Genomic DNA, 25730 nt, shown 5'->3' on the forward strand with positions numbered 1-25730 from the left:
CTACACAGGGTGCGATCAGTGTTCGCCTGCAGGCAGGCTCCTACGTGGGGTGCAATCAGCATCGGCCGAGGTTCGCCTGCAGGCAGGCTCCTACAGGGAGGCGTACTCTTTTTCCCAGCGCTTCAATACCTTTTTACCGGCACCGCCCAGTACCTCGATGGCCTGGCGCAGGCGCGCGCGGCTGAGGTCGGGGCCCAGCAGGTCCATGGCGTCCATTACGGAGAAGGACGCGGTGGTACCGCTGATGGCGACAAACAACGGCGCGTTAAAGTCCTTGAGTTTGATCTCCATCTGCGCGGACAGTTCTTTCATCGCGGCAAAAATGTTGTCTTTGCTCCAGCTGCGCAGGGCCTCCAGACGCCACAGGGCGAATTGCAACAGGCGCTTCTGCTCTTCCAGCTCCAGCTTGCTGCCGTTGGCGAAGCTCGTTTCACTCAGGTCCAGCTTGCCGGCTGCAAGGAAGCTGACCAGCGGCGCGAAATCACCGAAGGTCTCCATACGCCCCTTGGCGTGGGGCAGGACCTTCATCAGGTTGTCACGGTTGAGAAGCCAGTTCTGCAGGCGGTCGGCCAGCTGTGTGTCTTCCAGCTCGCGAATCCACAGGCCGTTCAGCCAGCTCAGTTTTTCCACGTCGAATACCGGGCCGCCCAGTGACACGCGCTTGATATCGAAGTGCGCTCGCATCTCGTCAAGGGTGAACTTTTCGCGCTCGTCCGGCATGGACCAACCCATGCGGCCGAGGTAGTTCAGCAGAGCCTCAGGCATGTAGCCGGCACGCTGGTAATAAAGGATGGAGGTCGGGTTCTTGCGCTTGGACAGCTTGGTCTTATCCGGGTTGCGCAGCAGCGGCAGGTGGCACAGTACCGGCATATCCCAACCAAAGTACTCGTACAGCAGCTTGTGCTTGGGCGCAGAGTTGATCCACTCCTCACCGCGCAGCACGTGGGTGATTTCCATCAGGTGGTCATCCACCACGTTGGCCAGGTGGTAAGTGGGCATACCATCGGACTTGAGCAGCACCTGGGCGTCCACCTGGGCCCAGTCGATCTCGATGGTGCCGCGCAGCAGGTCTTCGATCACGCAGGTGCCGGATTCCGGCACATTCATGCGCACCACATAGGGCTCTCCTGCGGCCTTGCGCCTCTCCACCTCTTCCGCGGGCAGCGCGAGGTCGCTCGGCTTCAAGGTTACCCGACCGGCTTCCTGCAACTGCGCGCGCAGCTGCTCCAGTTCGTCCGCGGTGCGGTAGCAGTGGAAGGCATGGCCTTTGGCCACCAGATCGTTGCAGTGCTTCTTATATATGTCGCCGCGTTCACTCTGGCGGTACGGACCGTGCGGACCACCCACGTCCGGACCTTCGGCCCAGTCGAGCCCCAGCCAGCGCAGGCTGTCGAGGATTGCCTGTTCGGACTCGGGGGTGCTGCGCACCTGGTCGGTGTCTTCGATACGCAGGATGAACTGGCCACCCTGGGCCTGGGCAAAGCACTGGTTGAACAGGGCGATATAGGCGGTACCTACGTGGGGATCACCGGTGGGGGAAGGAGCAATACGGGTTCTTACGGTCATTGGAAACCTGGATTCTGGGTGGACAAAGGGATGAGAAAAAAAGGAGCGGCATTATATCGCCACCGCCCCAGAGCGCCCAGTGGGCTCGAAAAGTTGAATCAAACGCCACTCAAACCTGTATAACCCGCCCCAATGAACTAACCACAAAAAACAAGCAATATTTCTCAAAATTTGCGTGACTGCTATCACAAAAACCGTATGATCGCGCCGATGCCGGCATAGTTGGAGGAACTAACGCCAACCTGCGGTAGTCGGCGCCTGGGCTCGAGCCCGACAACAACACTACAAGATTTCGTAGGGGACACCCAAAATGAAAAAAGGCATTTCCGCACTCATAGCCCTGCTCGCGAGCACCGGTGCTCTGGCCGCGACTCAGGGCAACGTCGGTGACAGCACCTCAACTGGCACTGTTGGCATCACCCTTGATGTGAACACCAGCATTGTTGCCAAGAACTTCAACGACATGAGCCTCTCCCTGGAGAACACCGCTCCGGGCAGCGACATTGTGGGCTCCGAATCCTTCTGCGTGGGCGGCCTCGGCTTCAACGAGTACACCATTGCCTTCAGCAGCCTGAACGGCAGCACTGGTAGCGGTACGGCCACCGATGCACCTTTTGAGCTGGAAAGTGGCGCCGATCAGATCGCCTACCAGGTTGGGTTTGCTGACAGCGTTGGCGCCACAACCCCGGCGGCCAGTGCCGACAGCAACGGCGATGTGAGTAGCCAGTACGCGAAAAATGGCGACCTCGGCTGTGGCACTGACAACGCCAAGCTCTTCGTGACCATCCCCTCCTCCGAGTGGGAAGCGGCCACCCAGGCGGCCGATTACAGCGACACCCTGACTGTCACCGTTACCGTTGACAACTGATCGCATCGACTGATTCCCGGCGGCATCCGCTGCCGGGAGCCATCTGATTCTTTCTATGCTTCGCTGGGCAGTCGCCGCGTGTTCACTGTGTATGGGCATACTGGCTGCCGCCGACTCGTTCGCCGCGGCCGCGACCGCGTTTGTACTGGAAACCGGTACACCCGCGGGTTTCTCTGAGTTTACCGATGCACAGGAGCTGGTTGCCGATCTCTATTTCGGAGGACGCTTTGTGGGCAGCGTTCCTGTGACGGTTACCCTTGAGGACGTGACCTTCCGCGACCCGCACGCCACGGCGAACCTGTTGCCAGAGACGCTACAGCCGGAGCGCGTGCTCACACTCCTTTCGCACCCCCTCGCGCGCCACTCCTCCAAAGTCTGTTACACCCGGCAACAACAGGATTGTGGGGTTCTGCAGCCCGCAGAGCTGGGGATTATCTACGACGAATCCCGCTTTCGGGTCGATGTATTTTTCTCACCGGCACTGTTGCCGCAACAGGCGGCGATAAAGGATCCCTACCTGCCTGACGCCCGCGCCGGGTTCTCCCTGCTGCAGAATCTGAGTGGCGCCTGGTCGGGTGTGGAAGGCAACAACAGCGCACACACCGCCGCGCTCTACGGGCAGACCATTGTCAGTTTCGGGGAGAGCGGACTGCACGGCCACTGGACCCTGAACAATGCCGGTAGCACGCAACTCTATCGCCTGCATTGGACGCGGGACTACCGGGGCCGCGCCTACTCCATCGGCCTGCTGCAGCCCTATTCCGGCTTTGGCGCGTTTGTAAGCGCTCCCTATCTGTACGGCGTTGAATATCGCAGCAGCGACAACAGCCGGGTCGACCGCGAGTACCGCCTGGGTTCACCGGTGGAGGTGAACATGCCGATCCGCGGGAGATTGGAAATATTGCGGGATGGAAGCCTGATCTACAGCGCCCTGCTCGAAGCCGGCAACCAACTGATAGACACCACAACGTTTCCCGACGGGGCCTATGAAATCGAAGTCCGCACTTACGATGAAGGCGGGCGCGTAATCAATGAGTACCGGGAATTTTTTACCAAAGACACCCAGCTGCCTGCGCTGGGTGAATGGCAGTGGAGCCTGCAGGCCGGTACCCCGGCGGAGATAAATCCAAGCAGTACACTGCCGGACCGGCACGACGAATATTTTGTACAGGCCGGTACGGCCCGCCGACTCAGCAACAATTTCGGTATGTTCACTAACCTGGCCGCCACCGGCGAGGAATCCGCCGTGGAACTGGGGGGGCGCTGGATACTGCCCTGGCTGGAAGTTTCCCCGAGTCTGCTGCATGCAGAGGGGCGCAACGGCCATCGCCTCTATGGCAGCCTGAAGACACCGTATTTCACGCTCGGGGTCAGCGAGACACGTCTCGGCGATAGCCCAAACCCGGCCCGTCGGGATTTTTCGCTGCTCAATAACGGTTACAGCAACCGCTCCGCCAATATCAGCACACCGCTGCTCGGTGGCCAGTTAAGCTTGCGCTATACGGAAAGAAGCCGTGCCCTGTCGGTAAATGACAGCGATTTTGTATTGGACTCGGAATTGGCCGGCGCCAATCGACTGCAGACGCTCGAATTCCGCCGCGGCATTTTCAGCAATCGGTTCTGGCAGGGAAATATTTTTCTTTCCCACAGCGACGCCGATGGCATCGCCTTCACCCGCGCCACGGTCGAGTTCCGGCGCCGCGGCGAGAACTGGTACCACAGTGCCCGTTCACGGGTGGAAAAAAGTCATTCCGGCACCACCCCGTTTCTGGGGCTGAGTAGTACGTGGAATGATCGCGACCGCTGGTCAATGGTGGTGGATCAGCAGTTTTCCGCCGAACTGTCGGAAGACCAGCAGTATCTCCGCAGCGTCAGCCGCGCTGCCGGGCTGCGCGGCCAGGCCAGCGCAACCTTCGACTGGAACAATGACGCCCGCAATGACCTCCGCTCGCTCAATTATCTCGGCACCTTCAGCACCAACCTGATGAGCGACGGCGACGCGTTTGCCTGGGGCGGCGAGTCGGCCCTGGACAGCGCCATTCTCGTGGATATCAAAGGCAGCGAAGACCAGGACTTTGAAGTACTGGTAGACGGCATTCGCCGCGGCTACGCGCGCGGCGACGAGATATCGGCGATCAACCTGCCGGCATTCAACACCTACGATGTCACCCTGCGCCCGCTGGGCGACGGGTTTTACGATTTTGAGGAGCACTCCGAAGAAATTACCCTCTATCCGGGTAATGTGACCAGGTCTGACTACGAAGTTGAAAGCGTGGTGCTCGTTCTGGGCAGAATACTCAAGCAGGGCCATCCCGCTGCGGGCGTGAGCATCTCAATCGGCGACCGCCGCGCGGTGACCGATGAATTCGGAATTTTCCAGATGCAGTTGCGCCTGCCCCCGAACGCGCGCACATCGCCGCCGCTGCAATGGGGCGACTGCCAGATTGCTATCGGCCAACAGGTACACAGCGAGCACTGGATCAATCTCGGTGATATAGAGCTGAACCGGGGTTATTGTCTCTCCGAGGTGGCCCATGCTTCGCACTGACCGCCACTATGCCGGCGGAAAAAACCATTCGCTGGTTTTGATCGCATTGCTGTTGCTACTGTCACGCTGTACCGACCAGACCTACGCGCAGCAATCCTATTCCTCGTCGAACCGTTTTCCCTGCACCAACGGCGCCGAAGTGACCGAACCGGAAAACTCTCCCAATGGTGACAAAGCCATCGGCGTGTGCGGACTGAACCAGTTTATCGAGCCCGCTGATGGGGCCAGCGAGATTGTTGAAGATTTCTCCATCCGCAGCTGCTGGGCCTGGTGGGGCGGCAACCAGTGGGAGGTAGAACCGTGTGAAGAACCACGCAATTTCACCGTAGCGCTTGCCGGCGATACCGACCCCTCCGGCAAAAATTTTGTCATTAACGGCCCCTCCGGTCCCGTTCCCGTGGATATCTGGTTCCGCTACAAGCCCAGTGGGGCGGAATTCCAGTTTTTACCCAATGCCCAGAGCCAGGCATTTCCCGGTGCGGCCAACGGTCAGCAGATTCCCGTAGAAATACGCATCACACCGCAGAGCGGCCAGTTTGCCGCCGGCGAGTACAGCGGAAACTTCTATTTTTCTCTGTACCAGTGCGAAGGGAGCTGGCAGGAGCCGGACTGCCAAAGTGCCGACTCGGGCGGCAAAGCCAATCTGGAACCGGCGCTGCCGTTCGGCGTGATTGTTTCCCAGCCGACACAAATTCGTATCAGCGGCCTTGAGGACATGCACCTGCTTTCGGTGGGCGAGGATATTCAGGCGAGCCAGACGTTCTGCGTATTTACCACAGACGCCGCCGATTTCCGCCTGAAAGCAGACAGCCTCCACGGAAACGCTTCGTTTCAGTTGAAGGGAATCAGCGGCGACCAGACGGTTGAATATGATCTGCGGGCGTGGGCACTGATCGGCCCGCGCAGAAGGACGAATCTCCACGAAGGCAGCTACACCACCACCACTTGGCGCGGGCACGCGCAACAGGAGTGCAATTCAGGCAGCGAAGAAAATATGCTGCTGGAGCTGACAATACCCGCCAGCCGCCTGCAAAACCTGCAGGCGCACAGCTATCAGGACACATTGACACTGACCGTTGAGGCCGAGTGAATGGGCTCACGGAGCCAGCGGGAGGTTGACCGTTGAGGACTGCTTGTTGTTGACGGCGGTGAAGCGGAGGAAACCGTCCCGGATCCCGGCGGCATTTTCCGGCAGGGATATACTCACGGTCTCGCCGGGATATACCCGCTCACTGAATTCCAGCGGGGTACACGACATCTCTGAGGCACAGACCTCCATGTTACTGGCCTGCGCATTGACGTTTCCGGTATTGGTCAGTTGCAGGGCGTTGTCTCTCCGCTCAAGGCGGAAGGCGTAGTTTCCATTCTCAGGTTGAACAAAGACCAGTGCCTGGTAGGCGACCAGAATTTTTACCGCCGGTTTATCGCTCTTGATTTCCCCTACTACCGGTTTGAACGTAACGCGGTATACCCGTTCCCGATCAAGCTCGGTATCGAGAGACATGATCCGGAATCGCTTGCGGGTTCCCGGTGCCAGTACTGCCTTGGCGGGGTTGACCAGGATGCGAAACTCTTTGGGATCGGTAACACGCACCCGCGCTTCATTTTCCAACCCCGGGTTGTCTACGCGGTAAATCTCGGTCGCCAGGTACAGCGGGGCTTCATCCGGATTGCTGATCAGGATATCGTCACGGGAATTCGGCGCATCTGTGAGATAGACGATTATCTTGTCCAGCGTCATTGCCGCCTCGGCGGGCTGCACAAGCAACAGCAGAACGATCAACAGCTTCTTCATGAATATCGTGGCAAATGGGGAAATAGCGCTACATTCTAGCGGTTGCTTTCCCTTTGGGAAACCGGCTACTCCGCTACAATGAATACCAGTTTCCCGGCCTTGGATGCCGATACGGGAAAGCAGGCACTCTGGTGCTTGCTGATGAAGATTGAGTCTGCGCTGACTGGCGCCTCCATATCCCTGACGTAGATATGATAGTAGGCCGCCGGCATCCGCTTCATGCACAGCACATCGAATGCGGGGTCTTCCGTCTGGCGCAGACTGACCTGTGTTGGCACCTGAAGAGAGATCCTCATGGACGCCGATGCAGACAGACTGGACTCGCTCCAGTTATAGGGCGACATTCCGCTTCCCGCTATAAACAATATTGCCCCAAGCGCCCATCTTTCATTCCGCATGGCTAGCATCTCCCGGCCTGCTATCAGAGCCAACACCTTCAGTGTATCCGCCAGCGCGAAAAACACTCGTGTGGCCAAGCGAGATGGCGCAAGTCGCATCTCCTGCGTCGCAAATAGCGCTTATCAGGAAATTATTTATTGCGCCTCTCTTTCTATATCGGCACGAATTTACCTGACTTGAAAATCAAAACGTAAAACAGGTAAAAAATCGCGCAAGAGAATAGAGGGCACCTCCAAAATTCATTATTCGTCACCCCCGCGCAGGCGGGGGGTCCGATGCCTGCACCTCGGTCGGCGTCGCGTCGTTGTACGTCACCCCCGCGCAGGCGGGGGTCCAGTAACCACAGGACTTGTGGATTCCCACCTACGTGGGAATGACGATTTTTAGAGGTACCCTAGAAAGAGTGCGATAACGAAGATGAAAAGAAGAGAAGAGATGAAAGCGGTAAAGAAAAAAACGGGCGAGAACAGGAATGCCGCACCGAGAGTTCGATGCGGCGGAGGAAATCCCGGCTTAACTCAGAAATCGCTCACGCAACTTCTGTTTTTTCATCGGGAATAGCAGCGGGGCCATTGGCGCGTTTACGGGTTTTCCCCGCCCGCGACGGCGGCTGGCAAATACCACAGACATAGTCGTGGCTGGGAGTATGGGCGTGATTCACAAACCGCCCCTTGCAGCTGGTACAGGTGGAGAGATCAAACAGCCCGCTTTCAAAAAAGCGCACAAGGGTCCAGGCCCGGGTCAGGCCGAGCACTGGCTCAGCTTCATCCTCGCTCGCCGCCAGTTCAAGGTAGAGGCGGTAGGCCTTGATGAAACCTGCCATACGCTCGCAGCCCTGATTCCGCGTCAAGTGCAGGTAAATACCGTAAAACAGCGACGCGTGGATGTTGGGCATCCAGGTGATGAACCAATCCGTAGAGAATGGCAGCATCCCCTTAGGTGGAGAAATACCCCGTACCTCTTTGTACAGGCGAATCAGGCGTCCACGGCTGAGGTCGGTTTCAGATTCCAGCACCTGCAGCCGGGCATTTAATTCAATCAGCTCGATCGCCAGCTGAACCTGCTGCATCTCATCAAGCAAACTTTTCTCGGACATTTCCAGCTCACTCAGTTGACGCTGGATGACATGAGAAGAGCAGCGTGAATGTGTTCCAGCCCTTCGGCCCGCTTGGTACTGGTGAGTTGCTCCAACTGCGCGGCGTCCTCAAAGTTCATCTTGAACACCAGCTGGTTGGAGCGGGCCAACCTGGTCAGTTGCCGCGCGGTGAGGGATGCGAGCACAGAGGCTACGGACTCATCCAGCTTGAACCTGAACAATGCCGTCGCGTAGTCTTCTTTCAAAAGCCGCTGCGCCAACAAAAGATAACTGAGATTGATATCCTGGATTTCGTTGATTGCATTATCGAACATTGAACCGCCATCCTCCTTTACTTCTTTTTATCTGCTGATCGCACCTTCAATAGGTTGGTTGCGTTCAGCGAATGCCCGGAAGCAAAGGGACCCCTTCAAGCCGAGTCCTTTCTTTAATGCAGGAAAATCCGATCTTCGCACCAACAGAACTGGTGTTAAAACCGCCCCCAATCACTCCGTCCCTGGAAGTACTTTTGAATGGAACCTGCAGAACTCAAGCGAGAATTCTAAACAGCTCCCTTCAGAAGGACCCCACTTCGCACAAGACACTTTTAATAAGAAGGGTGTCTACAGGCCGCGCTTCAAAACCCCTGAAATTCACGACTCTGCTTAAAACAACACCAGTTTGCAGTACCGCATTCAGCATCAAACAAGATAACCGCAAACTGTGAACTTGGTCACAAAACCCCGGAGAACCCGTTCACCTTCAAGGCAAAGGTAACACAATTACCCGCAGATAAATCTATTTTTTTGTCCAATTTAATCAGATTGTTCATTGCATGACTCTTGTCCATAAATGAGACAGTTTTTGTTATTCAATTGGTTCTTTTTTTAACTTTTCTGTCTCGAAATTCCGCGACCAGATCAAAATTTCTGCAATAACTGCGTAGAGTTTCGGCGGTATTTTTTGATCGAGATTCAGTTGCATTAACAGAGAGACCAGCGCCGGCGCATCGTGCACAAAAATTTCGTGTTCCCGCGCAGATTCAATGATGCGTTCTGCCACTTCTCCGTAACCTGCAGCCAGAATCTTTGCAACATCATCATGGCCGTTCTGCCCGATCGCCACTGCGCGGCGGCGCGGTTGATTGGGACCCTGGTTTCCGCTGCGCTTTGTCATTGCACCGAGCCAATGTCCAACTGCAACCGGACAAAACCGAGTGCATCCAACTGACGATGCAGATCGGGCATTTTATTTGCCACAAGATTTTCCACCACAGGCGTTTCCGGTTGCGCAACAATCTTGAGACTATCGTCCGACATCGTTAGATGCAGGGATATTTCACCAACGACAGGCAGAACAAGCTTCAGGTCCACCTCCCAGAATGTTTCCGACGCGTCGCCCGTCTCGCTTCCGGAACTGTAGTGCGCAAGACCGGCATTCTGTCCGTCGTCTTCTCGCATACGAATGCACAGCTCAAGGTAATGTCCGGGCCAGACCTCTCCTTCCCAACGTAACTGTGGTGTCGCCAGTAACTCCAGCTGCTGCCGCAATAAAACCTGCAACGATTCTTCTTTCGCCGGCATACCGGAACCAGGCGCGCCCCCTGCGCCGGTTTGCATTTGCGGTTCGCTCTCCAGCAGCAAACGCTCCCGTTCACCGCGATACCACCGCAGCAGATGCGACTCGTAAAACAGACCGCTGTTCTCCACACTGGATTTCAATGTGGCTGCCAGTTCCATCGCTCGCGGCTGGTCGCTATCGGCCAGTGGCCGCACAGGGCGGATAACCGGCGCGGTCTCCTGCGTATCACGTAATAGTTCCGACAGGGTGCGCGCAACGGTGCTCAGCTGCACACCAGCGTGCTGTATTTTGGGCCTGGAGATATCCTGCAGACCGGAGTTGCTGATCGTCTCGGAAGCATTTTTTCCGGAAATATTCTCATTCCCACCGAACAAGGTGGCGTCGCGACGCGGGTCGAGGCGCGAGTCGCTGCGCAGTTGCTGTACGGCATCCGCCGGTGTCAGCGGTTTTACCGGTGCGGGCTGCCGCTCCGGCGTCGCGGTGTCCACCCGCTTGCCCAATACCTGGTGCAAAAGCGTGTCCAGCAGGAAGGTAATACCGCTCAACGGAAATCCGTCTCCAGCGGTATCACGGCACCGTAGGATCGGGACAGGTTGCGTTTACTCTGGTGAGTGCCAATCAACTGCCGCAGTTCTCCCTGGCGTTCGCGCAATCGCCGCCGTATTTCCAGATCCTGCTCGACGATCTGCTCCAGCAGCAACAATTTACGGCGGCGCTCGTCATCACTCAGTGTTATGTTCACTTCGGCTGCGGCAATGGATTCAACTTCGATGGCATAGCAGGTTTGCTCTTCCACCAGATTGAACCAGTCGTGCTCTTTCACCCAGGTCAACATACGGGTGGAGCGGGCCAGCAGGTTGGCGTAGGCGGCCAACAGACGCGATGGCGTGGTCAGCGGGCTGTCGTCGACAATGTGATGGTTCTTCATGAATGTTGCCGTCCCGGATCAACTTCTCGCCAGGCGGATGCCAGATCTTCCAGCAGTTTCCGCGCTTCCAGCAATGGCGTGCTGTCGTTTTTCAGATTGGCGTTGAGTAACTGGCGGGCAATATAGTCGTACAGGCTGGCCATCTGCACGGCCAGTTGGCCGCCCTGTTCCAGGTCAAGTGCTGCGGCCAGACCGTTGTTTACAATGTCCAGTGCCCTGGAAATAGCGCGACCTTTTTCTGCGGCATTGCCGTCCTGCATATAGACCAGGGCGGCACCGATCGCCGTGTCCGCACCTTGGAACAACAGCAAGATAAGACGATGCGGACTGGCCGACAGCACGTCACTTTCCAGCCCGACCTTGGCGTAACTGGCAGCACCTTGTGCACGACCTGGGGATCGTTTCGAGTACACCTCTGACCTCTTTCATCCGTTGTTATTTTTGGGTTTGCGCGGCCAATGCTTCAAATTGCTGGGTCAGATAAGTACTGGTGGAATTCATCTGCGCAATCAGGCTATCAAGCTGGCTGAACTGGGTGCGGTAGCGCTCTATGGTGCTGGCAATTTGGGCCTCGACCCGTGCATAGCGATCTTCGGTGGATGCAATGCTGGCTTCCAGTCCGCTGGTCGCGGTTTCCAGCAGTCCATCTTCTTCGGTCATCGCACCCAGCACACTTTCGATGCGATCAGCAAAGCCATCGGAGTCGTCACTGGTACCGGCAAAAAAACGCGAGAGTTCGCCGAGGCGATTGCTCACCAGGTCGTCGACTTTTTCTTCATCCAGCGTCAGTGTGCCGTCGATCTCCAGGGTGATACCGAGGTCCGCCAGGGATGAGAAGGTATCGCTCTCCAGCGAACCGCCGAGCAAATTGCGCATCTGTGACTCGATGCTCCGCACCGTGGCATTGCCCTGCAGCACACCACCGACGCCGGACTCGGTATTAAACTTGGTCAGGTCGGAGAGGCGCTCCTGCAGGTCGTTGTAGGCATCCACAAAACTTGTCAGTTTCTTTTCAATACCATCGGTATCACGGGTTACTTCGAGTGTGGCGGTCCCTGTCTTTTCAAGATCCAGGGTAATACCCTCTATGGCACCCTCGACGCGGTTATTCTGAGACTGAATCGCAATACCGTTTACGGTCAGTTGCGCGTTCTTCGCCTCAACTTCCGTGGCCGCATCCAGCGCCAGCGAAGCACCGAGATCACCGGTGAAGTCGATATTCGCAATCGCCGCCTCGGTGCCGGAATCCGCAGAGGAAAGTACCAGCCGGTAAGGTGTGCCACTGCCGTCATTCACGATAGATGCCACGACACCTGCGTCGGCACTGTTGATGGCATTGCGTACATCTTCGAGAGAACTGTCGGCCTCGTCGATGGCGACGCTCAAAGTCTCACCGTTGCCGAGGGTGAATTCAATGCTGCCGCCGCCGAGCTGTGCCTCTTTGTCGGCCACTCCCATAGTGGCGATGCTGTAGCTGCGCGCGCGCTGGGTAACGTCGATCTCATAGTTGCCGACAATGGCGCCTTCGCCAGCACTGATGGTCAGCGCCTCGCCACTGAGACTGGTTTCCACATCGGCAAAGTCTTCCGCGTCGCTGAGTGCGGCCGCGGCGTCTTTCACTTTATCCAGTGCACTCTCCAGCAGGCCAAAGGCGGAGATTTTGGTTTGATAGCTTTGCTGCTGCCGCGCAATCGGCGTCAACTTCTGACGCTCCGCGGATTCCAATTGGTCCAGCAGCCCGCTCAGGTCCAGTCCCGACCCTATTCCCAGGGATGAAATACTGGCCATCGAGTTCCCCTCATTTAGAAATTTCCAACCCGGATTGCATCACCGGATTCCACCTGAAACCCGTCAGGCACTAACGGTCACTTTCCACATCGGCTGCGGCAGGCGCAACTTTAGGTTTTTTTCCAGCGCTTTCTTCTCAAGGCGGAAATTCAAAAATTACCGGTAAAAGTGCTAAAGCTCATTTCGCTGCTGCCGAAAAACGGAGTAACGGCCTGCGCCGTTGTTTTGACAATCAAACGGTGACACACAGAGGGACACAACAATGTCAGTGATCAACACCAATATCACGGCCATGATCGGCCAGCAGAACCTGAGCAAATCCCAGAGCGCCCTGCAGACCTCCATGGAGCGCCTGTCTTCCGGTCTGCGCATCAACAGCGCCGCCGACGACGCCGCCGGTCAGGCCATCGCCAACCGTATGAGCTCCCAGATCACCGGTCTGTCTCAGGCTCAGCGCAATGCCAACGACGGTATCTCCGTGGCACAAACCGCCGAGGGCGCTCTGAACCAGGTAAACGACAACCTGCAGCGCATCCGCGAACTGACCGTGCAGGCGCAGAACGACACCAACTCCCAGAGCGACCGCGACTCCATCCAGGCGGAAATCAACCAGCGCCTGTCCGAGATCGACCGCATCTCCTCCGAAACCAACTTCAACGGCGTGAAAGTGCTGTCTGAAGACCGCGGTTTCACCATTCAGGTTGGCGCCAACGACGGCGAGCAGATCACCATCGATCTGAAAGAAATCAATTCCCAGACCCTGGGCCTGAGCGGTTTCAACGTCGGTTCCCTGTCCAGCTCCCTGACCGAAATCACCACCGATGACGGTGCTGGCAATACCACCACCAACCAGATCGACCTGAGCGGCATCGCCAACGGCCCGGCTGGAAACGTAACCCTGCACGGCTATGGCGCCTACGATTCCGCTACCGGCAAATACGCCGAGTACGCGATCAAGGACGAAGACGGCAACATGTACAAGATTGCCGCCGGTGACGTCGCTGCGAACGGTGCTGTCACCCACGACTTCACCGACGCCGCCGGTCTGCAGGCAGCAAAAGATGCCTACGATGCCGACGCGGAAGCCGGCCTCACCGCCACCGCCAATCCGCTGGCGACCCTGGACAGCGCACTGAGCAGCGTCGACTCCCTGCGCTCCGACCTGGGTGCGATCCAGAACCGCTTCGAGTCCGCAATCAGCAACCTGAGCACCACCGAGACCAACCTGTCCGCGGCGCGTTCACGTATCGAAGATGCCGACTACGCGACCGAAGTGTCCAACATGACCCGTGCGCAGATTCTGCAACAGGCCGGCACTTCCGTTCTGGCACAGGCCAATCAGCTGCCGCAGAACGTGCTGTCCCTGCTCGGCTAAATCCATCCTCCCAGAGTAATCAACTCTGTTTCGGGCCCCTTATGGGGCCCATTTTTTTAGCCCGTATTGCGGCGGACTGAACCGCTTATTGAAAAAGATCATCCTTGCCCCGGTTGAACAAGTTGATCTTCAACAGCCGGTTAAACCTGCATATTCATGATGTCTTTGTAGGCATTCAGCAGGCGGTTGCGCACCTGCACCCCCATTTCAAAAGCAATACTCGCCTTCTGCCCGGCAATCATCACCTCGTGCAACTCCACACCCGGATCGCCAGACTGGAACGCCTGAGCGGTAGCGGTACTCGCATTCTGCAGGCTGTTAATCCGCTGCAGGCTCTCCCGCAGCGCAGCGCCAAAGCTGCCACTGACCTGAAGATCCACAGGCGTTTTTTTGCCGGCGGCCGCATCGGACATCTCCTGCATCTGGCCGAGGAGCTTCTGCATCGGCAGGGAGGTGACTGGTGTGGTCATGGTTTCGTCTCGTCTTTTTTACAGTAAATGCAGTTTCGCAGTGCAAAGGTAACAGCGCAGCCCTACCACCCAAGCGGTCAATTAGCGGCAAAAAAATCCGGCTTTTCCTTCCTTTAGCATTTTCCCCGCTGCTGATAATCAGCGCTGCTTATTCAACCGTTTCTAACGGTCTACTAATCAGGGTGAACCAGCAGCAATGCCTTTCAGAGAGCGAACCAACCCCGACCGCGCCAGAACCGGCGCGGCAAATAAGAGGAACCCGCGATGAGCAGCGCCGCGCAGAGCGCCGCATCGCCGGTGCAGTCTCTGGGCCAGCTGTCTTCGCGCCTGCTGGCCAATCCGCTGATTCCACTGCTGGTCGCCGGTGCCGCCGCTATTGCCATCGTCGCGGCGGTACTGCTGTGGTCGCAGGCACCGCAATACCGGGTACTGTTCAGCAATCTCAGCGAACAGGACGGTGGCCGTATCATCAGCGAGCTGGAGAGCCGCGCCATTCCCTACGAATTCAGCCAGGGTGGCCGCACCCTGCTGGTACCGGAAGACCAGGTATACCGCCTGCGCCTGCAACTGGCAGAGCAGGGCCTGCCGAGCGGCGGCAACGCCGGGTTTGAAATCATGGACCGCCAGGCCTTCGGCATCAGCCAGTTTGCCGAGCGTGTGAATTTCCAGCGCAGCCTGCAGGGCGAGCTGGCCAGTTCCATCGAATCCCTGGGGCCGGTGACGCGCGCACGGGTGCACCTGTCCATGGCCAAACCCTCGGTGTTTATCCGCGAGCGCGAACCGGCGAAAGCCTCCGTGGTACTCACCCTGGCGCCCGGACGCGTACTCGGCGAGGGCCAGGCGGCGGCCATTGTGCATCTGGTATCGAGCAGTGTGCCGGATCTGAGCGCTGAGAATGTGACACTGGTAGACCAGACCGGACGGCTGCTCTCCCGCCCGGGTACGGATGAAAATAGTCTCGACGGCACCCAGCTCGACTATGTGCACAGTATTGAAAGCAGCTACCAGCAGCGGATCGAACGCATCCTCGAACCAATGCTCGGCCGCCACAATGTACGCGCCCAGGTCACGGCTCAGGTGGACTTCGACCAGCGCGAGGAAACCAGCGAGCGCTTTGCCCCGAATCAGGACGGTGCGCCCGCGACCGTGCGCAGCCGGCAGTTCAATTCCGATTACAACGGCGACGCCGCCAACCCCGGCGGTATTCCCGGCGCACTCACCAACACCCCGCCGGGCAGCGCGCCCTCCCCCATTGAGGCCACCGCACAAAACAACGAGGAAGAAGCGAGCCGCCAGCGCAGCCATCTGCGCCAGGAGCAACTGGTCAACTACGAAATCGATCGCGATATCACCCATATCCAGCGCCAGCGCGGGCGCGTGCAGCGGCTGAGCGCGGCGGTGGTAGTGAATTACCGGGAAGTCACCGACGAACAGGGCGCAGTGTCGCTGCAGCCTCTGGGTGAGGAAGAGTTGCAACATATCGAGCAGCTGGTGCGCCAGGCGATGGGCTATTCCGAAGAGCGCGGCGACGGCCTGGAAGTGGTCAACAGCCGGTTTTCCTCACAGGAGCAATCTGCACCGCCGGCAATCGCCTGGCATGAAGATCCATTCTGGCGCCAGTTGATGCTGTCACTCGGCCGCTATCTGCTGGTGGGACTTGCGCTGCTGCTCGCATTCCGATGGCTGGTACGCCCGATGGTAGAGCGCCACAACCAGCTGCGCACACAGACGCCAGCCACCACAACCGCAACGCCGAACTTGCCGCACGCGCCGGGCACAGCCCCCAATGCTGTGCCCGCCACCGCCGATGCCGAAGGCTACCTCTACGATACGGGCGAATATTCCGCCGACATGGACGAACCGCCACAGGAGCAACCGCGGCCGCGCAAACGGCGCCGCTCCTCGGTGTACGAACAGAACCTGATGGATTTGCAGGGCATGGCGAAGGATGACCCCGCCATGGTGGCCATGATTGTTCGCAGCTGGATGAACCAGGATGACTAATACCAATCAGCACTTTCAAAATGCCGTGCGCAAACAGAAAGCCATGAGCAGCAAGCGCCGCTGCGCGATCCTGCTGTTGGCACTGGACGAAGACGCCGCCGCCGAGGTATTCAAACATCTCACCGCGCGCGAGGTTCAGGAAATCAGCCAGGAGATGGCATCACTGCGCAGCGTGTCCCATGAGGAAATGCGTCAGGTGCTGCACGATTTCCACGAGGAATCGGAGGAATTCGGTGCGCTCAATCTGTATTCCAGCGATCGTATCCGCGCGGTACTGACCAAAGCGCTGGGCAGCGAGCGCGCAAGCAGCCTGCTGGAAGATATTTTCGATGTGACCAATGCCGACTCCGGCATCGATGCACTCAACATCATGGACGCAAATACCGTGGCGGAGATGATCCGCGACGAGCACCCGCAAATTATCGCCACCATCCTTGTGCATCTGGAGCGCCGTCAGGCGGCCTCGGTACTGGAGTACTTCGAAGACAAGCTGCGCGAAGACGTGGTGCTGCGCATTGCCACCTTCAGCGGTGTACAACCGGCGGCGCTGCAGGAACTCACGGAAGTACTCACAAGCATGCTGGATGGCCAGAACCTGAAGCGCGCGAAAATGGGCGGCGCCCGCACTGCGGCGGAAATTCTCAACCTGATGAATTCCAATTCCGAGGAAAGCGTAATCGAGCGGGTGCGCGAACACAGCGAAGATCTGGCACAAAAGATTATCGACGAGATGTTCCTGTTCGAAAACCTGCTGGACCTCGACAACCGCGCGATTCAGCTGGTGCTGAAAGAGGTGGAGAACAAACAACTGGTTACCGCCCTCAAGGGTTGCGCCCCGGCACTGCTGGAGAAATTCCTCAACAATATGTCGAGCCGCGCCGGCACCCTGCTGCGCGAAGAGTTCGAAGCCAGCGCGCCGCTGCGCATGTCGCAGGTGGAGCGCGAGCGCAAAGCCATTCTGCAGATCGTGCGCCGCCTCGCCGACAGTGGCGAAATCGTTCTGAGCGGCGGGGAGGAAATCTATGTCTGAGGCACGCGCCTGGACCCGCTGGCAACCGGACGACCTGAGCGGACAGCACGAACGGCGCGCGGCGCTGCAGCGCTCCCTGAGCGACGAACTGAATGCGCTGCGCGAACAGGCCCGCGCCGAGGCGCGCCAGCAGGGGTACGACGCGGGCTATGCCGAAGGCTTCGAGCGCGGCCGCGCCGAGGGATATACCGAAGGGCACAGCGCCGGTCTCGCCGAGACCGGCCAGCAGCGCCGCGAGCTGCTGACACCACTGACCGCACTGGCGCAGAACTTCAGTGAGGCGCTGGCGCAACTGGATAGCGATATTGCCGCCGATATCACCGCGCTGGCACTGGTGGTAGGAAAACATCTGGCCGGTGAAGCCCTGCGCGCAGAGCCGCAGCAGGTAACGCGGCTGGTACAGAAGCTGCTGCGCGCGGAACCCACCACCAACGGACACACGCGCCTGTGGCTCCACCCCGACGATCTGCCACTGGTGCAGCAGGAACTGGGCGCGGAACTCGAACGCGCCGGCTGGCAACTGGAGCAGGACCCACGCCTCGCCCGCGGCGGCTGCCGCGTGACCACCGGCACCGGAGAAATCGACGCAAGCCGCGAAAGCCACTGGCACGCCCTGCTGGCACGGCTCCTGCCACAGGCCGAGGGTGGCAGCGGGGAACACGCCCCATGACAGGCACCACCGCAGCGGCCGAGCCGCACAACCCGCACCCACAACGCTGGCGCGCCGCGCTCGGCCGCGCCGGGAACCGCGCCGCCGAAGTACCGCCTTATCGCACCAGCGGCAAGATTGTCCGCGCCACCGGGTTGGTGCTGGAGGCGGTGGGCCTGAAGATTCCCCTGGGCAGTGGCTGTCGCATTGAGCTCAGCGCCCCCGGCGAGCCCCCCTCCTACGCGGAAGCGGAAGTGGTCGGTTTCACCGGCGAGCGTTTGTACCTGATGCCGCTGGAGCCGGTCAGCGGGCTCATCCCGGGCGCGCGGGTATTCCCCCTGGGCGGCAACGGCGCGCGCCGTTTTCCTCTGGGTGAACAGCTGCTCGGGCGCGTGGTGGACGGCAGCGGGCGCCCGCTCGACGGCGGCCCGGCACTGGACCTGTCGGTTGGTGGATGTCTGGCCGCCGCCCCGTTCAACCCGTTAAACCGCACGCCGATCAAACAGCAGATTGATGTCGGCATCCGCGCGATCAACAGCCTGCTGAGTGTCGGGCGCGGTCAGCGGCTAGGCCTGTTTGCGGGCTCCGGTGTGGGCAAATCCGTACTGCTCGGAATGATGGCGCGCTACACCGCGGCAGATGTGATCGTGGTGGGCCTGATCGGCGAGCGCGGGCGCGAAGTAAAAGACTTTATCGACAATATTCTCGGCGACGAGGGGCGCCGTCGCGCCGCGGTGGTAGCGGCACCCGCAGATACCTCCGCGTTGCAGCGCCTGCAGGGCGCCGCTTATGCCACGCGCATTGCGGAGTACTTTCGCGATGCGGGCAAAAACGTGTTGCTGATCATGGATTCCCTCACCCGCTATGCCATGGCGCAACGGGAAATTGCGCTCGCCATCGGCGAGCCACCCGCCACCAAGGGTTATCCACCGTCGGTGTTTGCGCGCCTGCCGGTGTTGGTGGAGCGCGCCGGCAACGGCGAAAACGGCGGTTCCATCACCGCCTTTTATACCGTGCTCACCGAAGGCGATGATCAGCAGGATCCCATTGCCGATTCCGCGCGCGCGATTCTCGATGGCCACATCGTGCTGTCGCGGCCGCTGGCGGAATCCGGCCACTATCCGGCGATAGACATCGAAGCGTCGATCAGCCGCGCCATGAGTGCGATCGTCGACGATACACAGCTGCGCCGGGCGCAGCGCCTCAAGCAGCTGTTTTCCCGCTATCAGCGCAACCGCGACCTGATCAGTGTCGGCGCCTACAGCCCCGGCCACGATCCGCAACTGGATCAGGCGGTGCAGCGCCACCCGATGATTGAACGCTTTTTGCAGCAGGGCATGCACGAGTGCGCCGATCTGCCGTCCACCGCCAGCGCGCTGGCGGCGCTGCTGCCGGAGATTGCCGCAGCGGCGACAAACACCGCACCGAACATCCCATCGACCACCGGAGCAACACCATGAGCCGCACCGGCCCGCTCGATCTGCTGATCGATCAGAGTCGCAAGGCCCGCGACAGCGCCGGGCGCGCACTGGCGGAAGAGCGCCAGTCCCACGAGCAGGCCGCCGGTCAGCTCGCCACCCTGCAGCGCTATCGCAACGAGTATTGCGATCGTCTGCAGCAGGCCATGGCCCAGGGAATTGCCGGCGCCACACTGAACGATTACAACCTGTTTATCGGCTCGCTGGACAAGGCCATCGACCGCGCGCGCGGCCTGCTGGCACAGCAACAGGAGCGGATGGATAGCAGCAGTGAGCACTGGCGCCAACGCCAGCGCCAGCTCACCTCCTACAGCGCGCTGGAATCCCGCCGCGCACATCAGGAACAACAACTCGAGCAGCGCCGCGAGCGGCGTATGGCCGATGAAATGACCCAGAATCTGCTCGCCCGCCGCCCCCGGCAGGACGACAACAACCCGCAATAAGCGATCCAGGAATCGGCTGAATGGACATTACCTCACTGCTCAATCTGACCCCCGCCGGCACTGGCACCGGAACCGGAAATAGCACCGGCAGAAGGGCGACCGGTGAAACCGCCGCGCGCTTTGCAGAAACGCTGCAGGCCGCCACCGCCCGCTCCAGCGAAGCACTGGCCGCCGGCAGTGCAACCGCCGGGATTGCGGTGCAGACCTCGCCGCTCGCCACCGGCAGCCTGCTGCAACAACTGGCACCGGGGCCGATCACTGCAACCCTCGCCGCACCGTTGAGCGCCGCCGCCATCGCGGACGCGGAACCGGTGGAAGCCGAGTGGAGCGACACAGAACTGGCGGAAGCCATGCTCGGGGAAAGCGGTGAAGCCGCCGGAATACCGGCAATGGCACTGCTCTCCGCGAGCCCTGCGGCAATGCCTTCCGCTGAAATCGCCGGTTCTGGATCGCCGCTCTCACAAGCGATTGGCGGAGTGGTGAACAACCGCGTCGGCGGGGGTGTTGGCGAGGTTGTTGGCAGCCGCATTGCCAGTAGCGAAGCTCCGCTGGCCGCTGCCAGCCTGGCACCGCCCGCGCCATCCGCATCGCCCATGACCAGCGACGGCGCCACTGCCAGTGGCGTGATCGTCAGCCCGCTGGCGGTCGAGGCCGCACAGGCTGCCGGCGCGGAGTCCCTGCCCCTGCTGCCCACAACCCCCTCTGCGGCATCGCCGACCGCCGGCCAGGCCCTGCCGGCCGCGCCTGCGCTGGCGATGCAGTCCGCGCTGGGCAGCGCCGCCTGGGGCGATGAGTTTGGCCAGCATCTGCTGAACATGGTCCACCGCGGCGAACAACAGGTGGACCTTTACCTGCATCCCCGCGAGCTGGGCGCGCTGTCGGTGAGTCTCAGCCTCGATGACCAGGGTGCGCGCGCGCAGTTTTTCTCGGCGCACGGCGCGGTGCGCAGTGCGGTGGAACAGGCACTGCCGCACTTGCGCGAGGCACTCGCGCAGCAGGGTATCAGCCTCGGTGAAACTTCCGTGGGCGACCAGCGGCAGCCGGCGCACCAGCAGCAGTCTGCATCCGCGCAACACAATGGAGGCAATGCCCGCGGCAACAGTGGCGCGGACCAATTCGGCAGCAGCGGCTTCACCGGCACGGACGACGCGCCCGGAGCCGTTCCTGTTTCGCTGCGCGCGATCGATTTCTACGCCTGAATGCGCACAAACCACACCTTCCCGCGATGACGAAACGCCGAGATAGACCCAATTCGCGGGTCTATTCTCGCCTTCACCTTGACGCCGCACCGGCATACTCCCCGCAGCCGGAGATAAAATTTTTTTGTTTATCTCCGCGTATCAAACCTGCATCTATTTCGGGGACCAAGGCACAACCCAATGGCTGAAGAGACTTCTGGAAAATCCCGCGGCCTGCTGTGGCTCGCAATCATCGCGGTGCTGCTGATCGCCGCGCTGGTGGCAATGAATATGTACCTGCTGCTCAGAGAAAATCCGCGGGCTACCGTGGAAGCCGACGCGCAGAGCACGGGACCGGTTCGCGCCGACAATCCGATTTTCGTCAAGATCGATCCCTTCACCGTCAATCTGCAGGGTGATCAGTTCGCCAACCGCCTACTGTATGTGGGGTTTTCGCTGCAGGTGGGCAACAACGAAACCCGGGATTTTCTCCTCGAACACATGCCCCAGGTGCGCAGCCGCCTGCTGATACTGCATTCGTCCCAGTCGCCCGAGGCGCTGGCGACGCTGGAAGGCAAGCAGGCGCTGGTCAAAGGTATTCTCGCCACTCTCGCCGAGCCCATGGGCAACAATCAGCCGGAGCTGCTGATTGACGACGTGCTGTTCACCGAGTTCATCGTGCAATAGGGAAACCGTTCATGTCCCAGGACGATCTGCTCTCCCAGGAAGAAATCGATGCGTTGCTGCACGGCGACGGCGACAGCGGCGATAACCAGAGTGCCGCCGAAACCCCGCAACTGCGCCTGTACAATCCGGCCACCCAGCAGCGGGTAATCCGCGAACGTCTGCACAGCATCGACATCATCAACGAGCGTTTTGCGCGGCACTTCCGCGTGAGCCTGTTCAACCTGATCCGCCGCTCCGCAGATATCACCGTGGAATCGGTGCGCTACCAGAGCTTCAAGGACTTCGCGCGCAATCTGCCGGTGCCCACCAATCTCAACCTGATTGCCATGAAACCGCTGCGCGGTACCGGACTGATGGTGTTCCCGCCGGCGATGGTGTTTATGGTGGTGGACAGCCTGTTCGGCGGCGACGGTCGCTTTGTCACCCGCTCCGAAGGGCGAGAATTCACCAATACCGAACAGCGCGTGATCCAGCGTATTCTGGATCTCGCCATCAATGCCTATCAGGATTCCTGGCGCTCGGTGTACCCGCTGGAAATCAGCTACCTGCGCTCGGAGCTACAGGCTCGGTTCGCCAACATCACCAACTCGCCCAACGAAATTATCGTCAATACCAGTTTTCATCTTGAAGTCGGCAATCTGTCTGAACATTTTCAGATCTGCATGCCTTATTCGATGATCGAACCCCTGCGCGACCGCCTCGCCAACCCGGTGGTGGATGGCCGCGATGCCGGCGACCAGACCTGGAACCGGCGCATGGCGGGCGAAATCCGCCAGTCTGAAATCGAGCTGGTAGCGGAGTTCGCCGCTATCCCAAGCCGTATCGGCCAGGTACTGGCGCTCAAACCCGGTGACGTTCTGCCCATCGAACTCCCCACCAGTGTCACCGCACGGGTGGACGGTGTGCCGGTACTGGAATGCGACTACGGCAGCCGCAATGGCCAGAGCGCACTGCGGGTTACCCAGGTTATTGAGCGCCGCGCGCACACGCCATCCACCATGGCCAGTAGTTTCAACGCGGGACTCACCCCGCAAGTCGAGGAATCTGAAGCATGAGCGACAGCGACAAGGTCGAGAACCAAACCCCGCAGGACAGCGCCGACAGCTGGGCCGCGGCCATGGCCGAACAGTTGACCGAATCCGCCGCCGATCCCTGGTCGGAAGCGCTGGCGGAACAGGAAAATGCCGGCAACGGTCCGCGCAGCGCCGCGGACCAGGTGTTCAAACCGCTGGATGCAGGCAACACCAGCGCCATGTCCCGCGATCTGGAAATGGTGATGGATATCCCGGTGCGCCTGAGTGTCGAACTGGGCCGCACCCGCATCACCATCAAACAGTTGCTGGAGCTCGCCCAGGGCTCCGTTATTGAACTGGACGGGCTCGCCGGCGAGCCGATGGATATCCTGATCAACGGCTATCTGGTGGCGCAGGGTGAAGTGGTGGTGATCGAAGACAAATACGGCATTCGGATTACCGAGATCGTCACCCCCCAGGAACGCATCCACAAACTCAACCGATGAACACCGCCAGCGCCGCAGCCGGCGAATCCGTCATCGGCCTGGCGATGCTGGGCAAAGTGGCCGGCGTGCTGATTGCGCTGATTGCCCTGATTCTTTTATGCGCGTGGCTGCTGCGCCGGCTCGCGCCGGGGATGGGACACAACAGCCACGGCCCACAGTTGAAGATTGTCGCCAGCAAGGCGCTGGGTACGCGCGAAAAGGTGGTGGTGTTGCAGGTACAGGATCAGTGGCTGCTGCTCGGCGTGGGTGGCGGCCAGATCAGTCACCTGCACACGCTGCCGGCGGAAATCCCGCCGAGTGAGCAATCCACCTCAGCACCGCTGCCCGACACCTTTGCCCAGCGCCTGGCACAGGCTATGCGGCAGAATCTGCGCGGCGGGAGCGACAAGCCGTGACCGCAAATATTCCGACACTGCGCACCGCGCGCGCACTGGTTCCCGCACTGCTGTTATTCACTTTACCTTCCCTGGGCTGGGCGCAGGACACCATTACCGGGCTGGTGAGCCAGCCCACCGCAGACGGCGGCCAGCAGTGGTCGATCAAACTGCAGACGCTGCTGCTGCTCACCAGCCTGGCGTTCCTGCCGGCGGTGCTGCTGATGATGACCTGCTTCACCCGCATCATCATCGTGCTCGGCCTGCTGCGCACCGCCATCGGCACTCAGGCAGCGCCCCCCAACCAGGTGTTGCTGGGGCTTACCTTGTTTCTGACGTTTTTCGTGATGGCGCCGGTGTTTCAGAAAATCTACGACGATGCCTGGCAGCCGTTGGCGCGGGAGGAAATTCAGTTTGAAGAATTTCTCGAACGCGGCAGCGAGCCGTTGAAAGCCTTCATGCTGGCGCAGACCCGCGAGCCGGATATCGCGCTGTTTGCCAAGCTCGCCAAGGTGGAAAATATCCAGGGGCCACAGGATGTACCGCTGCGGGTACTGGTGCCGGCGTTTGTCACCAGTGAATTGAAAACGGCGTTCCAGATCGGATTTACGATTTTTATTCCGTTCCTGATCATCGATCTGGTGGTGGCCAGTGTATTGATGGCGCTGGGCATGATGATGGTACCGCCGGCGACTATCTCGCTGCCGTTCAAGTTGATGCTGTTTGTGTTGGTGGATGGCTGGCAATTGCTGATCGGTTCACTGGCACAAAGTTTTTATACATAGGCCGTTGCTTCGAATAATTCCGGTGGCGGCGCTGCCCCCGGTATCAGCACCTTCGCCAATCGTTCAGCACACTGAAAAAAACCGAATAGCAATTAAACGGACGACGAAATACCGTGACCGCTGAAACTGTAATGAACCTCGCCTACCAGGCCATGCTGGTCGCACTCTCCCTCGGTGCGCCAATGCTGCTCACCGCACTGGTCGTGGGTCTGCTGGTGAGCCTGTTCCAGGCCGCCACCCAGATCAACGAAATGACACTGTCGTTTATTCCGAAAATTCTCGCGGTATTTGCGGTGCTGGTCATCGCCGGGCCCTGGCTGCTGGCGTTGATTGTCGATTACACCCGCACCCTGTTTATGAATATTCCCCTGTTGATATCCTGATCCGGGTCGCAAAAGCCGTGATCGACATTTCCTACGCACAATTACACGCATGGCTGGTGGTTTTCCTGTGGCCGTTTGTGCGTATCGGCGGCTTTCTGATGGCGGCGCCGCTGCTTGGCCACCAGGCGGCGCCGGTGCGGGTAAAAATCGGTCTCGCCGCGCTGCTCGCGTTTGTGATTGCACCCAATCTGCCGGCCCTGCCTGCGGTGCCCATCTGGTCCTGGGCGGGGCTCGGGATCATGGTCGAGCAGACGTTGATCGGCGCGGCCATCGGGCTCGTACTGCGGGTCATGTTTGCGGTGGTACAGGCAGCGGGAGATTTTATTGGCCTGCAGATGGGGCTGGCGTTTGCCACCTTTGTCACCCCCGATGGGGTCAACACCATGGTGCTATCGCGCTTTCTGCACCTGATTGCGATGATGGTGTTTCTGGCGGTGGACGGGCATCTTATTGTGATCGACACGCTGGCCGCGAGCTTTCACACACTGCCCATCGGCTATAGCGGGCTGAACCCGGCGGGGTTTGAAATGCTGGCGCGCTTTGGCGGTACGATTTTTTCCGCGGGCCTGATGCTGGCGCTGCCAATGGTGGCGGCGCTGCTCGTGGTTAATCTTTCGCTCGGCATACTCAACCGCTCGGCGCCGCAGCTAACAGTATTCTCCATCGGCTTTCCGGTTTCACTCACTCTCGGGTTGCTGCTGTTACTGATGTTGATGACCGATCTCGGTCGTTTTCTGCAGCTGCTGTTTGAGCAGGGGCTCGGTACCATCCAGCAATTGCTCGCGGCACTTGCGCCCGCCTAGTGGT

The 25730-nt window shown here is 59.7% G+C and carries 29 protein-coding genes; 17 read left to right on the top strand and 12 right to left on the bottom strand.

Annotation, left to right across the window (positions count from 1 at the left end):
• Window positions 1-90: 90 nt before the first annotated feature.
• Entirely contained in the window at window positions 91-1566 is a 1476-nt protein-coding gene (gltX, locus tag GNX18_RS09015; RefSeq protein ID WP_166217252.1) for a glutamate--tRNA ligase, read from the bottom strand.
• Between the two features lie 310 nt (window positions 1567-1876).
• Here gltX and GNX18_RS09020 point away from each other — a divergent pair, with 310 nt between their 5' ends.
• Both GNX18_RS09020 and GNX18_RS09025 read left to right on the top strand, forming a co-directional pair.
• Window positions 1877-2434 (top strand): hypothetical protein, encoded by a 558-nt coding sequence (locus GNX18_RS09020; RefSeq protein WP_138233878.1) that lies wholly within the window; start codon window positions 1877-1879, stop codon window positions 2432-2434.
• A gap of 55 nt (window positions 2435-2489) precedes the next feature.
• Window positions 2490-4982: a TcfC E-set like domain-containing protein gene (locus GNX18_RS09025; RefSeq protein WP_240914317.1), complete on the top strand. Its 2493-nt coding sequence runs from the start codon at window positions 2490-2492 to the stop codon at window positions 4980-4982.
• 96 nt (window positions 4983-5078) lie between these two features.
• On the opposite strand, the gene GNX18_RS19855 is transcribed toward GNX18_RS09025, so the two are convergent.
• A complete protein-coding gene (locus tag GNX18_RS19855) occupies window positions 5079-5354 on the bottom strand; it encodes a hypothetical protein (protein ID WP_371808092.1) in 276 nt (91 codons plus the stop codon).
• 343 nt (window positions 5355-5697) lie between these two features.
• Here GNX18_RS19855 and GNX18_RS19860 point away from each other — a divergent pair, with 343 nt between their 5' ends.
• Window positions 5698-6072, top strand: coding sequence for a hypothetical protein (locus tag GNX18_RS19860; protein ID WP_371808093.1), 375 nt, complete (start codon window positions 5698-5700; stop codon window positions 6070-6072).
• Window positions 6073-6078: 6 nt separating this feature from the next.
• Here GNX18_RS19860 and GNX18_RS09035 read toward each other — a convergent pair whose 3' ends face one another.
• The 9 genes from GNX18_RS09035 to fliD all read right to left on the bottom strand — a co-directional run bounded on the left by GNX18_RS09035 (window position 6079) and on the right by fliD (window position 12548).
• Complete coding sequence (locus GNX18_RS09035; RefSeq protein ID WP_166217258.1) at window positions 6079-6777, bottom strand: molecular chaperone; 699 nt, start codon at window positions 6775-6777, stop codon at window positions 6079-6081.
• Window positions 6778-6842: 65 nt separating this feature from the next.
• Window positions 6843-7121 (bottom strand): hypothetical protein, encoded by a 279-nt coding sequence (locus GNX18_RS09040; protein WP_138233875.1) that lies wholly within the window; start codon window positions 7119-7121, stop codon window positions 6843-6845.
• A 584-nt stretch (window positions 7122-7705) separates the two neighbouring features.
• Window positions 7706-8272 (bottom strand): flagellar transcriptional regulator FlhC, encoded by a 567-nt coding sequence (gene flhC / locus GNX18_RS09045; RefSeq protein ID WP_166217261.1) that lies wholly within the window; start codon window positions 8270-8272, stop codon window positions 7706-7708.
• Between the two features lie 11 nt (window positions 8273-8283).
• Complete coding sequence (gene flhD, locus GNX18_RS09050; protein ID WP_138233873.1) at window positions 8284-8586, bottom strand: flagellar transcriptional regulator FlhD; 303 nt, start codon at window positions 8584-8586, stop codon at window positions 8284-8286.
• A gap of 532 nt (window positions 8587-9118) precedes the next feature.
• Complete coding sequence (locus GNX18_RS09055; protein ID WP_166217264.1) at window positions 9119-9427, bottom strand: EscU/YscU/HrcU family type III secretion system export apparatus switch protein; 309 nt, start codon at window positions 9425-9427, stop codon at window positions 9119-9121.
• Entirely contained in the window at window positions 9424-10377 is a 954-nt protein-coding gene (locus GNX18_RS09060) for a flagellar hook-length control protein FliK (RefSeq protein ID WP_166217267.1), read from the bottom strand. The genes GNX18_RS09055 and GNX18_RS09060 overlap by 4 nt, the downstream gene beginning before the upstream one ends.
• Window positions 10374-10760, bottom strand: a complete 387-nt coding sequence (locus tag GNX18_RS09065; protein WP_166217270.1) for a flagellar protein FliT — start codon at window positions 10758-10760, stop codon at window positions 10374-10376. Before GNX18_RS09065 ends, GNX18_RS09060 begins: the two co-directional genes overlap by 4 nt.
• Entirely contained in the window at window positions 10757-11173 is a 417-nt protein-coding gene (gene fliS / locus GNX18_RS09070; RefSeq protein ID WP_138233869.1) for a flagellar export chaperone FliS, read from the bottom strand. Before fliS ends, GNX18_RS09065 begins: the two co-directional genes overlap by 4 nt.
• Before the next feature lie 22 nt (window positions 11174-11195).
• Complete coding sequence (gene fliD, locus GNX18_RS09075; RefSeq protein WP_166217273.1) at window positions 11196-12548, bottom strand: flagellar filament capping protein FliD; 1353 nt, start codon at window positions 12546-12548, stop codon at window positions 11196-11198.
• Between the two features lie 262 nt (window positions 12549-12810).
• Between fliD and GNX18_RS09080 the strand changes: the two genes are divergently transcribed.
• Window positions 12811-13923: a FliC/FljB family flagellin gene (locus tag GNX18_RS09080; RefSeq protein ID WP_138233867.1), complete on the top strand. Its 1113-nt coding sequence runs from the start codon at window positions 12811-12813 to the stop codon at window positions 13921-13923.
• 140 nt (window positions 13924-14063) lie between these two features.
• On the opposite strand, the gene fliE is transcribed toward GNX18_RS09080, so the two are convergent.
• Window positions 14064-14393, bottom strand: a complete 330-nt coding sequence (gene fliE, locus GNX18_RS09085; protein ID WP_138233866.1) for a flagellar hook-basal body complex protein FliE — start codon at window positions 14391-14393, stop codon at window positions 14064-14066.
• 264 nt (window positions 14394-14657) lie between these two features.
• Here fliE and fliF point away from each other — a divergent pair, with 264 nt between their 5' ends.
• From fliF to fliR, 13 genes are all read left to right on the top strand, one after another.
• Complete coding sequence (gene fliF, locus GNX18_RS09090) at window positions 14658-16397, top strand: flagellar basal-body MS-ring/collar protein FliF (protein WP_166217276.1); 1740 nt, start codon at window positions 14658-14660, stop codon at window positions 16395-16397.
• A complete protein-coding gene (gene fliG, locus GNX18_RS09095) occupies window positions 16390-17427 on the top strand; it encodes a flagellar motor switch protein FliG (protein WP_240914318.1) in 1038 nt (345 codons plus the stop codon). Before fliF ends, fliG begins: the two co-directional genes overlap by 8 nt.
• Window positions 17420-18097 (top strand): flagellar assembly protein FliH, encoded by a 678-nt coding sequence (locus GNX18_RS09100; protein WP_166217279.1) that lies wholly within the window; start codon window positions 17420-17422, stop codon window positions 18095-18097. The genes fliG and GNX18_RS09100 overlap by 8 nt, the downstream gene beginning before the upstream one ends.
• Complete coding sequence (gene fliI, locus GNX18_RS09105) at window positions 18094-19536, top strand: flagellar protein export ATPase FliI (protein ID WP_166217282.1); 1443 nt, start codon at window positions 18094-18096, stop codon at window positions 19534-19536. Before GNX18_RS09100 ends, fliI begins: the two co-directional genes overlap by 4 nt.
• Window positions 19533-19997 (top strand): flagellar export protein FliJ, encoded by a 465-nt coding sequence (fliJ, locus tag GNX18_RS09110; protein WP_138233862.1) that lies wholly within the window; start codon window positions 19533-19535, stop codon window positions 19995-19997. Before fliI ends, fliJ begins: the two co-directional genes overlap by 4 nt.
• Before the next feature lie 20 nt (window positions 19998-20017).
• Window positions 20018-21196: a flagellar hook-length control protein FliK gene (locus GNX18_RS09115; RefSeq protein WP_166217285.1), complete on the top strand. Its 1179-nt coding sequence runs from the start codon at window positions 20018-20020 to the stop codon at window positions 21194-21196.
• A 180-nt stretch (window positions 21197-21376) separates the two neighbouring features.
• Window positions 21377-21862, top strand: a complete 486-nt coding sequence (fliL, locus tag GNX18_RS09120; protein ID WP_138233860.1) for a flagellar basal body-associated protein FliL — start codon at window positions 21377-21379, stop codon at window positions 21860-21862.
• Between the two features lie 11 nt (window positions 21863-21873).
• The gene (fliM, locus tag GNX18_RS09125; protein WP_166217288.1) at window positions 21874-22917 is read left to right on the top strand and encodes a flagellar motor switch protein FliM; all 1044 of its coding nucleotides are present in this window, start codon (window positions 21874-21876) and stop codon (window positions 22915-22917) included.
• A complete protein-coding gene (gene fliN / locus GNX18_RS09130) occupies window positions 22914-23381 on the top strand; it encodes a flagellar motor switch protein FliN (RefSeq protein WP_138233858.1) in 468 nt (155 codons plus the stop codon). The genes fliM and fliN overlap by 4 nt, the downstream gene beginning before the upstream one ends.
• Complete coding sequence (gene fliO / locus GNX18_RS09135; RefSeq protein WP_138233857.1) at window positions 23378-23776, top strand: flagellar biosynthetic protein FliO; 399 nt, start codon at window positions 23378-23380, stop codon at window positions 23774-23776. The genes fliN and fliO overlap by 4 nt, the downstream gene beginning before the upstream one ends.
• Window positions 23777-23811: 35 nt before the next feature.
• The gene (fliP, locus tag GNX18_RS09140; protein WP_166220509.1) at window positions 23812-24540 is read left to right on the top strand and encodes a flagellar type III secretion system pore protein FliP; all 729 of its coding nucleotides are present in this window, start codon (window positions 23812-23814) and stop codon (window positions 24538-24540) included.
• A gap of 152 nt (window positions 24541-24692) precedes the next feature.
• Window positions 24693-24923, top strand: a complete 231-nt coding sequence (gene fliQ, locus GNX18_RS09145) for a flagellar biosynthesis protein FliQ (protein ID WP_371808104.1) — start codon at window positions 24693-24695, stop codon at window positions 24921-24923.
• A gap of 17 nt (window positions 24924-24940) precedes the next feature.
• Window positions 24941-25726, top strand: coding sequence for a flagellar biosynthetic protein FliR (gene fliR / locus GNX18_RS09150; protein WP_166217291.1), 786 nt, complete (start codon window positions 24941-24943; stop codon window positions 25724-25726).
• The last annotated feature ends 4 nt before the right edge of the window (window positions 25727-25730 follow it).

Origin of the sequence: Microbulbifer sp. SH-1 (assembly GCF_011326135.1) — a bacterium.
In the GTDB taxonomy this organism is placed as follows: Bacteria; Pseudomonadota; Gammaproteobacteria; order Pseudomonadales; family Cellvibrionaceae; genus Microbulbifer; species Microbulbifer harenosus.

Bases quoted from the DNA above. Each gene is read 5' to 3' on its own strand.
- gltX (WP_166217252.1), bottom strand. From the start codon at position 1,566: ATGACCGTAAGAACCCGTATTGCTCCTTCCCCCACCGGTGATCCCCAC.
- GNX18_RS09020 (WP_138233878.1), top strand. From the start codon at position 1,877: ATGAAAAAAGGCATTTCCGCACTCATAGCCCTGCTCGCGAGCACCGGT.
- GNX18_RS09025 (WP_240914317.1), top strand. From the start codon at position 2,490: ATGCTTCGCTGGGCAGTCGCCGCGTGTTCACTGTGTATGGGCATACTG.
- GNX18_RS19855 (WP_371808092.1), bottom strand. From the start codon at position 5,354: ATGACAAAATTTTTGCCGGAGGGGTCGGTATCGCCGGCAAGCGCTACG.
- GNX18_RS19860 (WP_371808093.1), top strand. From the start codon at position 5,698: ATGCACCTGCTTTCGGTGGGCGAGGATATTCAGGCGAGCCAGACGTTC.
- GNX18_RS09035 (WP_166217258.1), bottom strand. From the start codon at position 6,777: ATGAAGAAGCTGTTGATCGTTCTGCTGTTGCTTGTGCAGCCCGCCGAG.
- GNX18_RS09040 (WP_138233875.1), bottom strand. From the start codon at position 7,121: ATGTCGCCCTATAACTGGAGCGAGTCCAGTCTGTCTGCATCGGCGTCC.
- flhC (WP_166217261.1), bottom strand. From the start codon at position 8,272: ATGTCCGAGAAAAGTTTGCTTGATGAGATGCAGCAGGTTCAGCTGGCG.
- flhD (WP_138233873.1), bottom strand. From the start codon at position 8,586: ATGTTCGATAATGCAATCAACGAAATCCAGGATATCAATCTCAGTTAT.
- GNX18_RS09055 (WP_166217264.1), bottom strand. From the start codon at position 9,427: ATGACAAAGCGCAGCGGAAACCAGGGTCCCAATCAACCGCGCCGCCGC.
- GNX18_RS09065 (WP_166217270.1), bottom strand. From the start codon at position 10,760: ATGAAGAACCATCACATTGTCGACGACAGCCCGCTGACCACGCCATCG.
- fliD (WP_166217273.1), bottom strand. From the start codon at position 12,548: ATGGCCAGTATTTCATCCCTGGGAATAGGGTCGGGACTGGACCTGAGC.
- GNX18_RS09080 (WP_138233867.1), top strand. From the start codon at position 12,811: ATGTCAGTGATCAACACCAATATCACGGCCATGATCGGCCAGCAGAAC.
- fliE (WP_138233866.1), bottom strand. From the start codon at position 14,393: ATGACCACACCAGTCACCTCCCTGCCGATGCAGAAGCTCCTCGGCCAG.
- fliF (WP_166217276.1), top strand. From the start codon at position 14,658: ATGAGCAGCGCCGCGCAGAGCGCCGCATCGCCGGTGCAGTCTCTGGGC.
- fliG (WP_240914318.1), top strand. From the start codon at position 16,390: ATGACTAATACCAATCAGCACTTTCAAAATGCCGTGCGCAAACAGAAA.
- GNX18_RS09100 (WP_166217279.1), top strand. From the start codon at position 17,420: ATGTCTGAGGCACGCGCCTGGACCCGCTGGCAACCGGACGACCTGAGC.
- fliI (WP_166217282.1), top strand. From the start codon at position 18,094: ATGACAGGCACCACCGCAGCGGCCGAGCCGCACAACCCGCACCCACAA.
- fliJ (WP_138233862.1), top strand. From the start codon at position 19,533: ATGAGCCGCACCGGCCCGCTCGATCTGCTGATCGATCAGAGTCGCAAG.
- GNX18_RS09115 (WP_166217285.1), top strand. From the start codon at position 20,018: ATGGACATTACCTCACTGCTCAATCTGACCCCCGCCGGCACTGGCACC.
- fliL (WP_138233860.1), top strand. From the start codon at position 21,377: ATGGCTGAAGAGACTTCTGGAAAATCCCGCGGCCTGCTGTGGCTCGCA.
- fliM (WP_166217288.1), top strand. From the start codon at position 21,874: ATGTCCCAGGACGATCTGCTCTCCCAGGAAGAAATCGATGCGTTGCTG.
- fliN (WP_138233858.1), top strand. From the start codon at position 22,914: ATGAGCGACAGCGACAAGGTCGAGAACCAAACCCCGCAGGACAGCGCC.
- fliO (WP_138233857.1), top strand. From the start codon at position 23,378: ATGAACACCGCCAGCGCCGCAGCCGGCGAATCCGTCATCGGCCTGGCG.
- fliQ (WP_371808104.1), top strand. From the start codon at position 24,693: ATGCTGGTCGCACTCTCCCTCGGTGCGCCAATGCTGCTCACCGCACTG.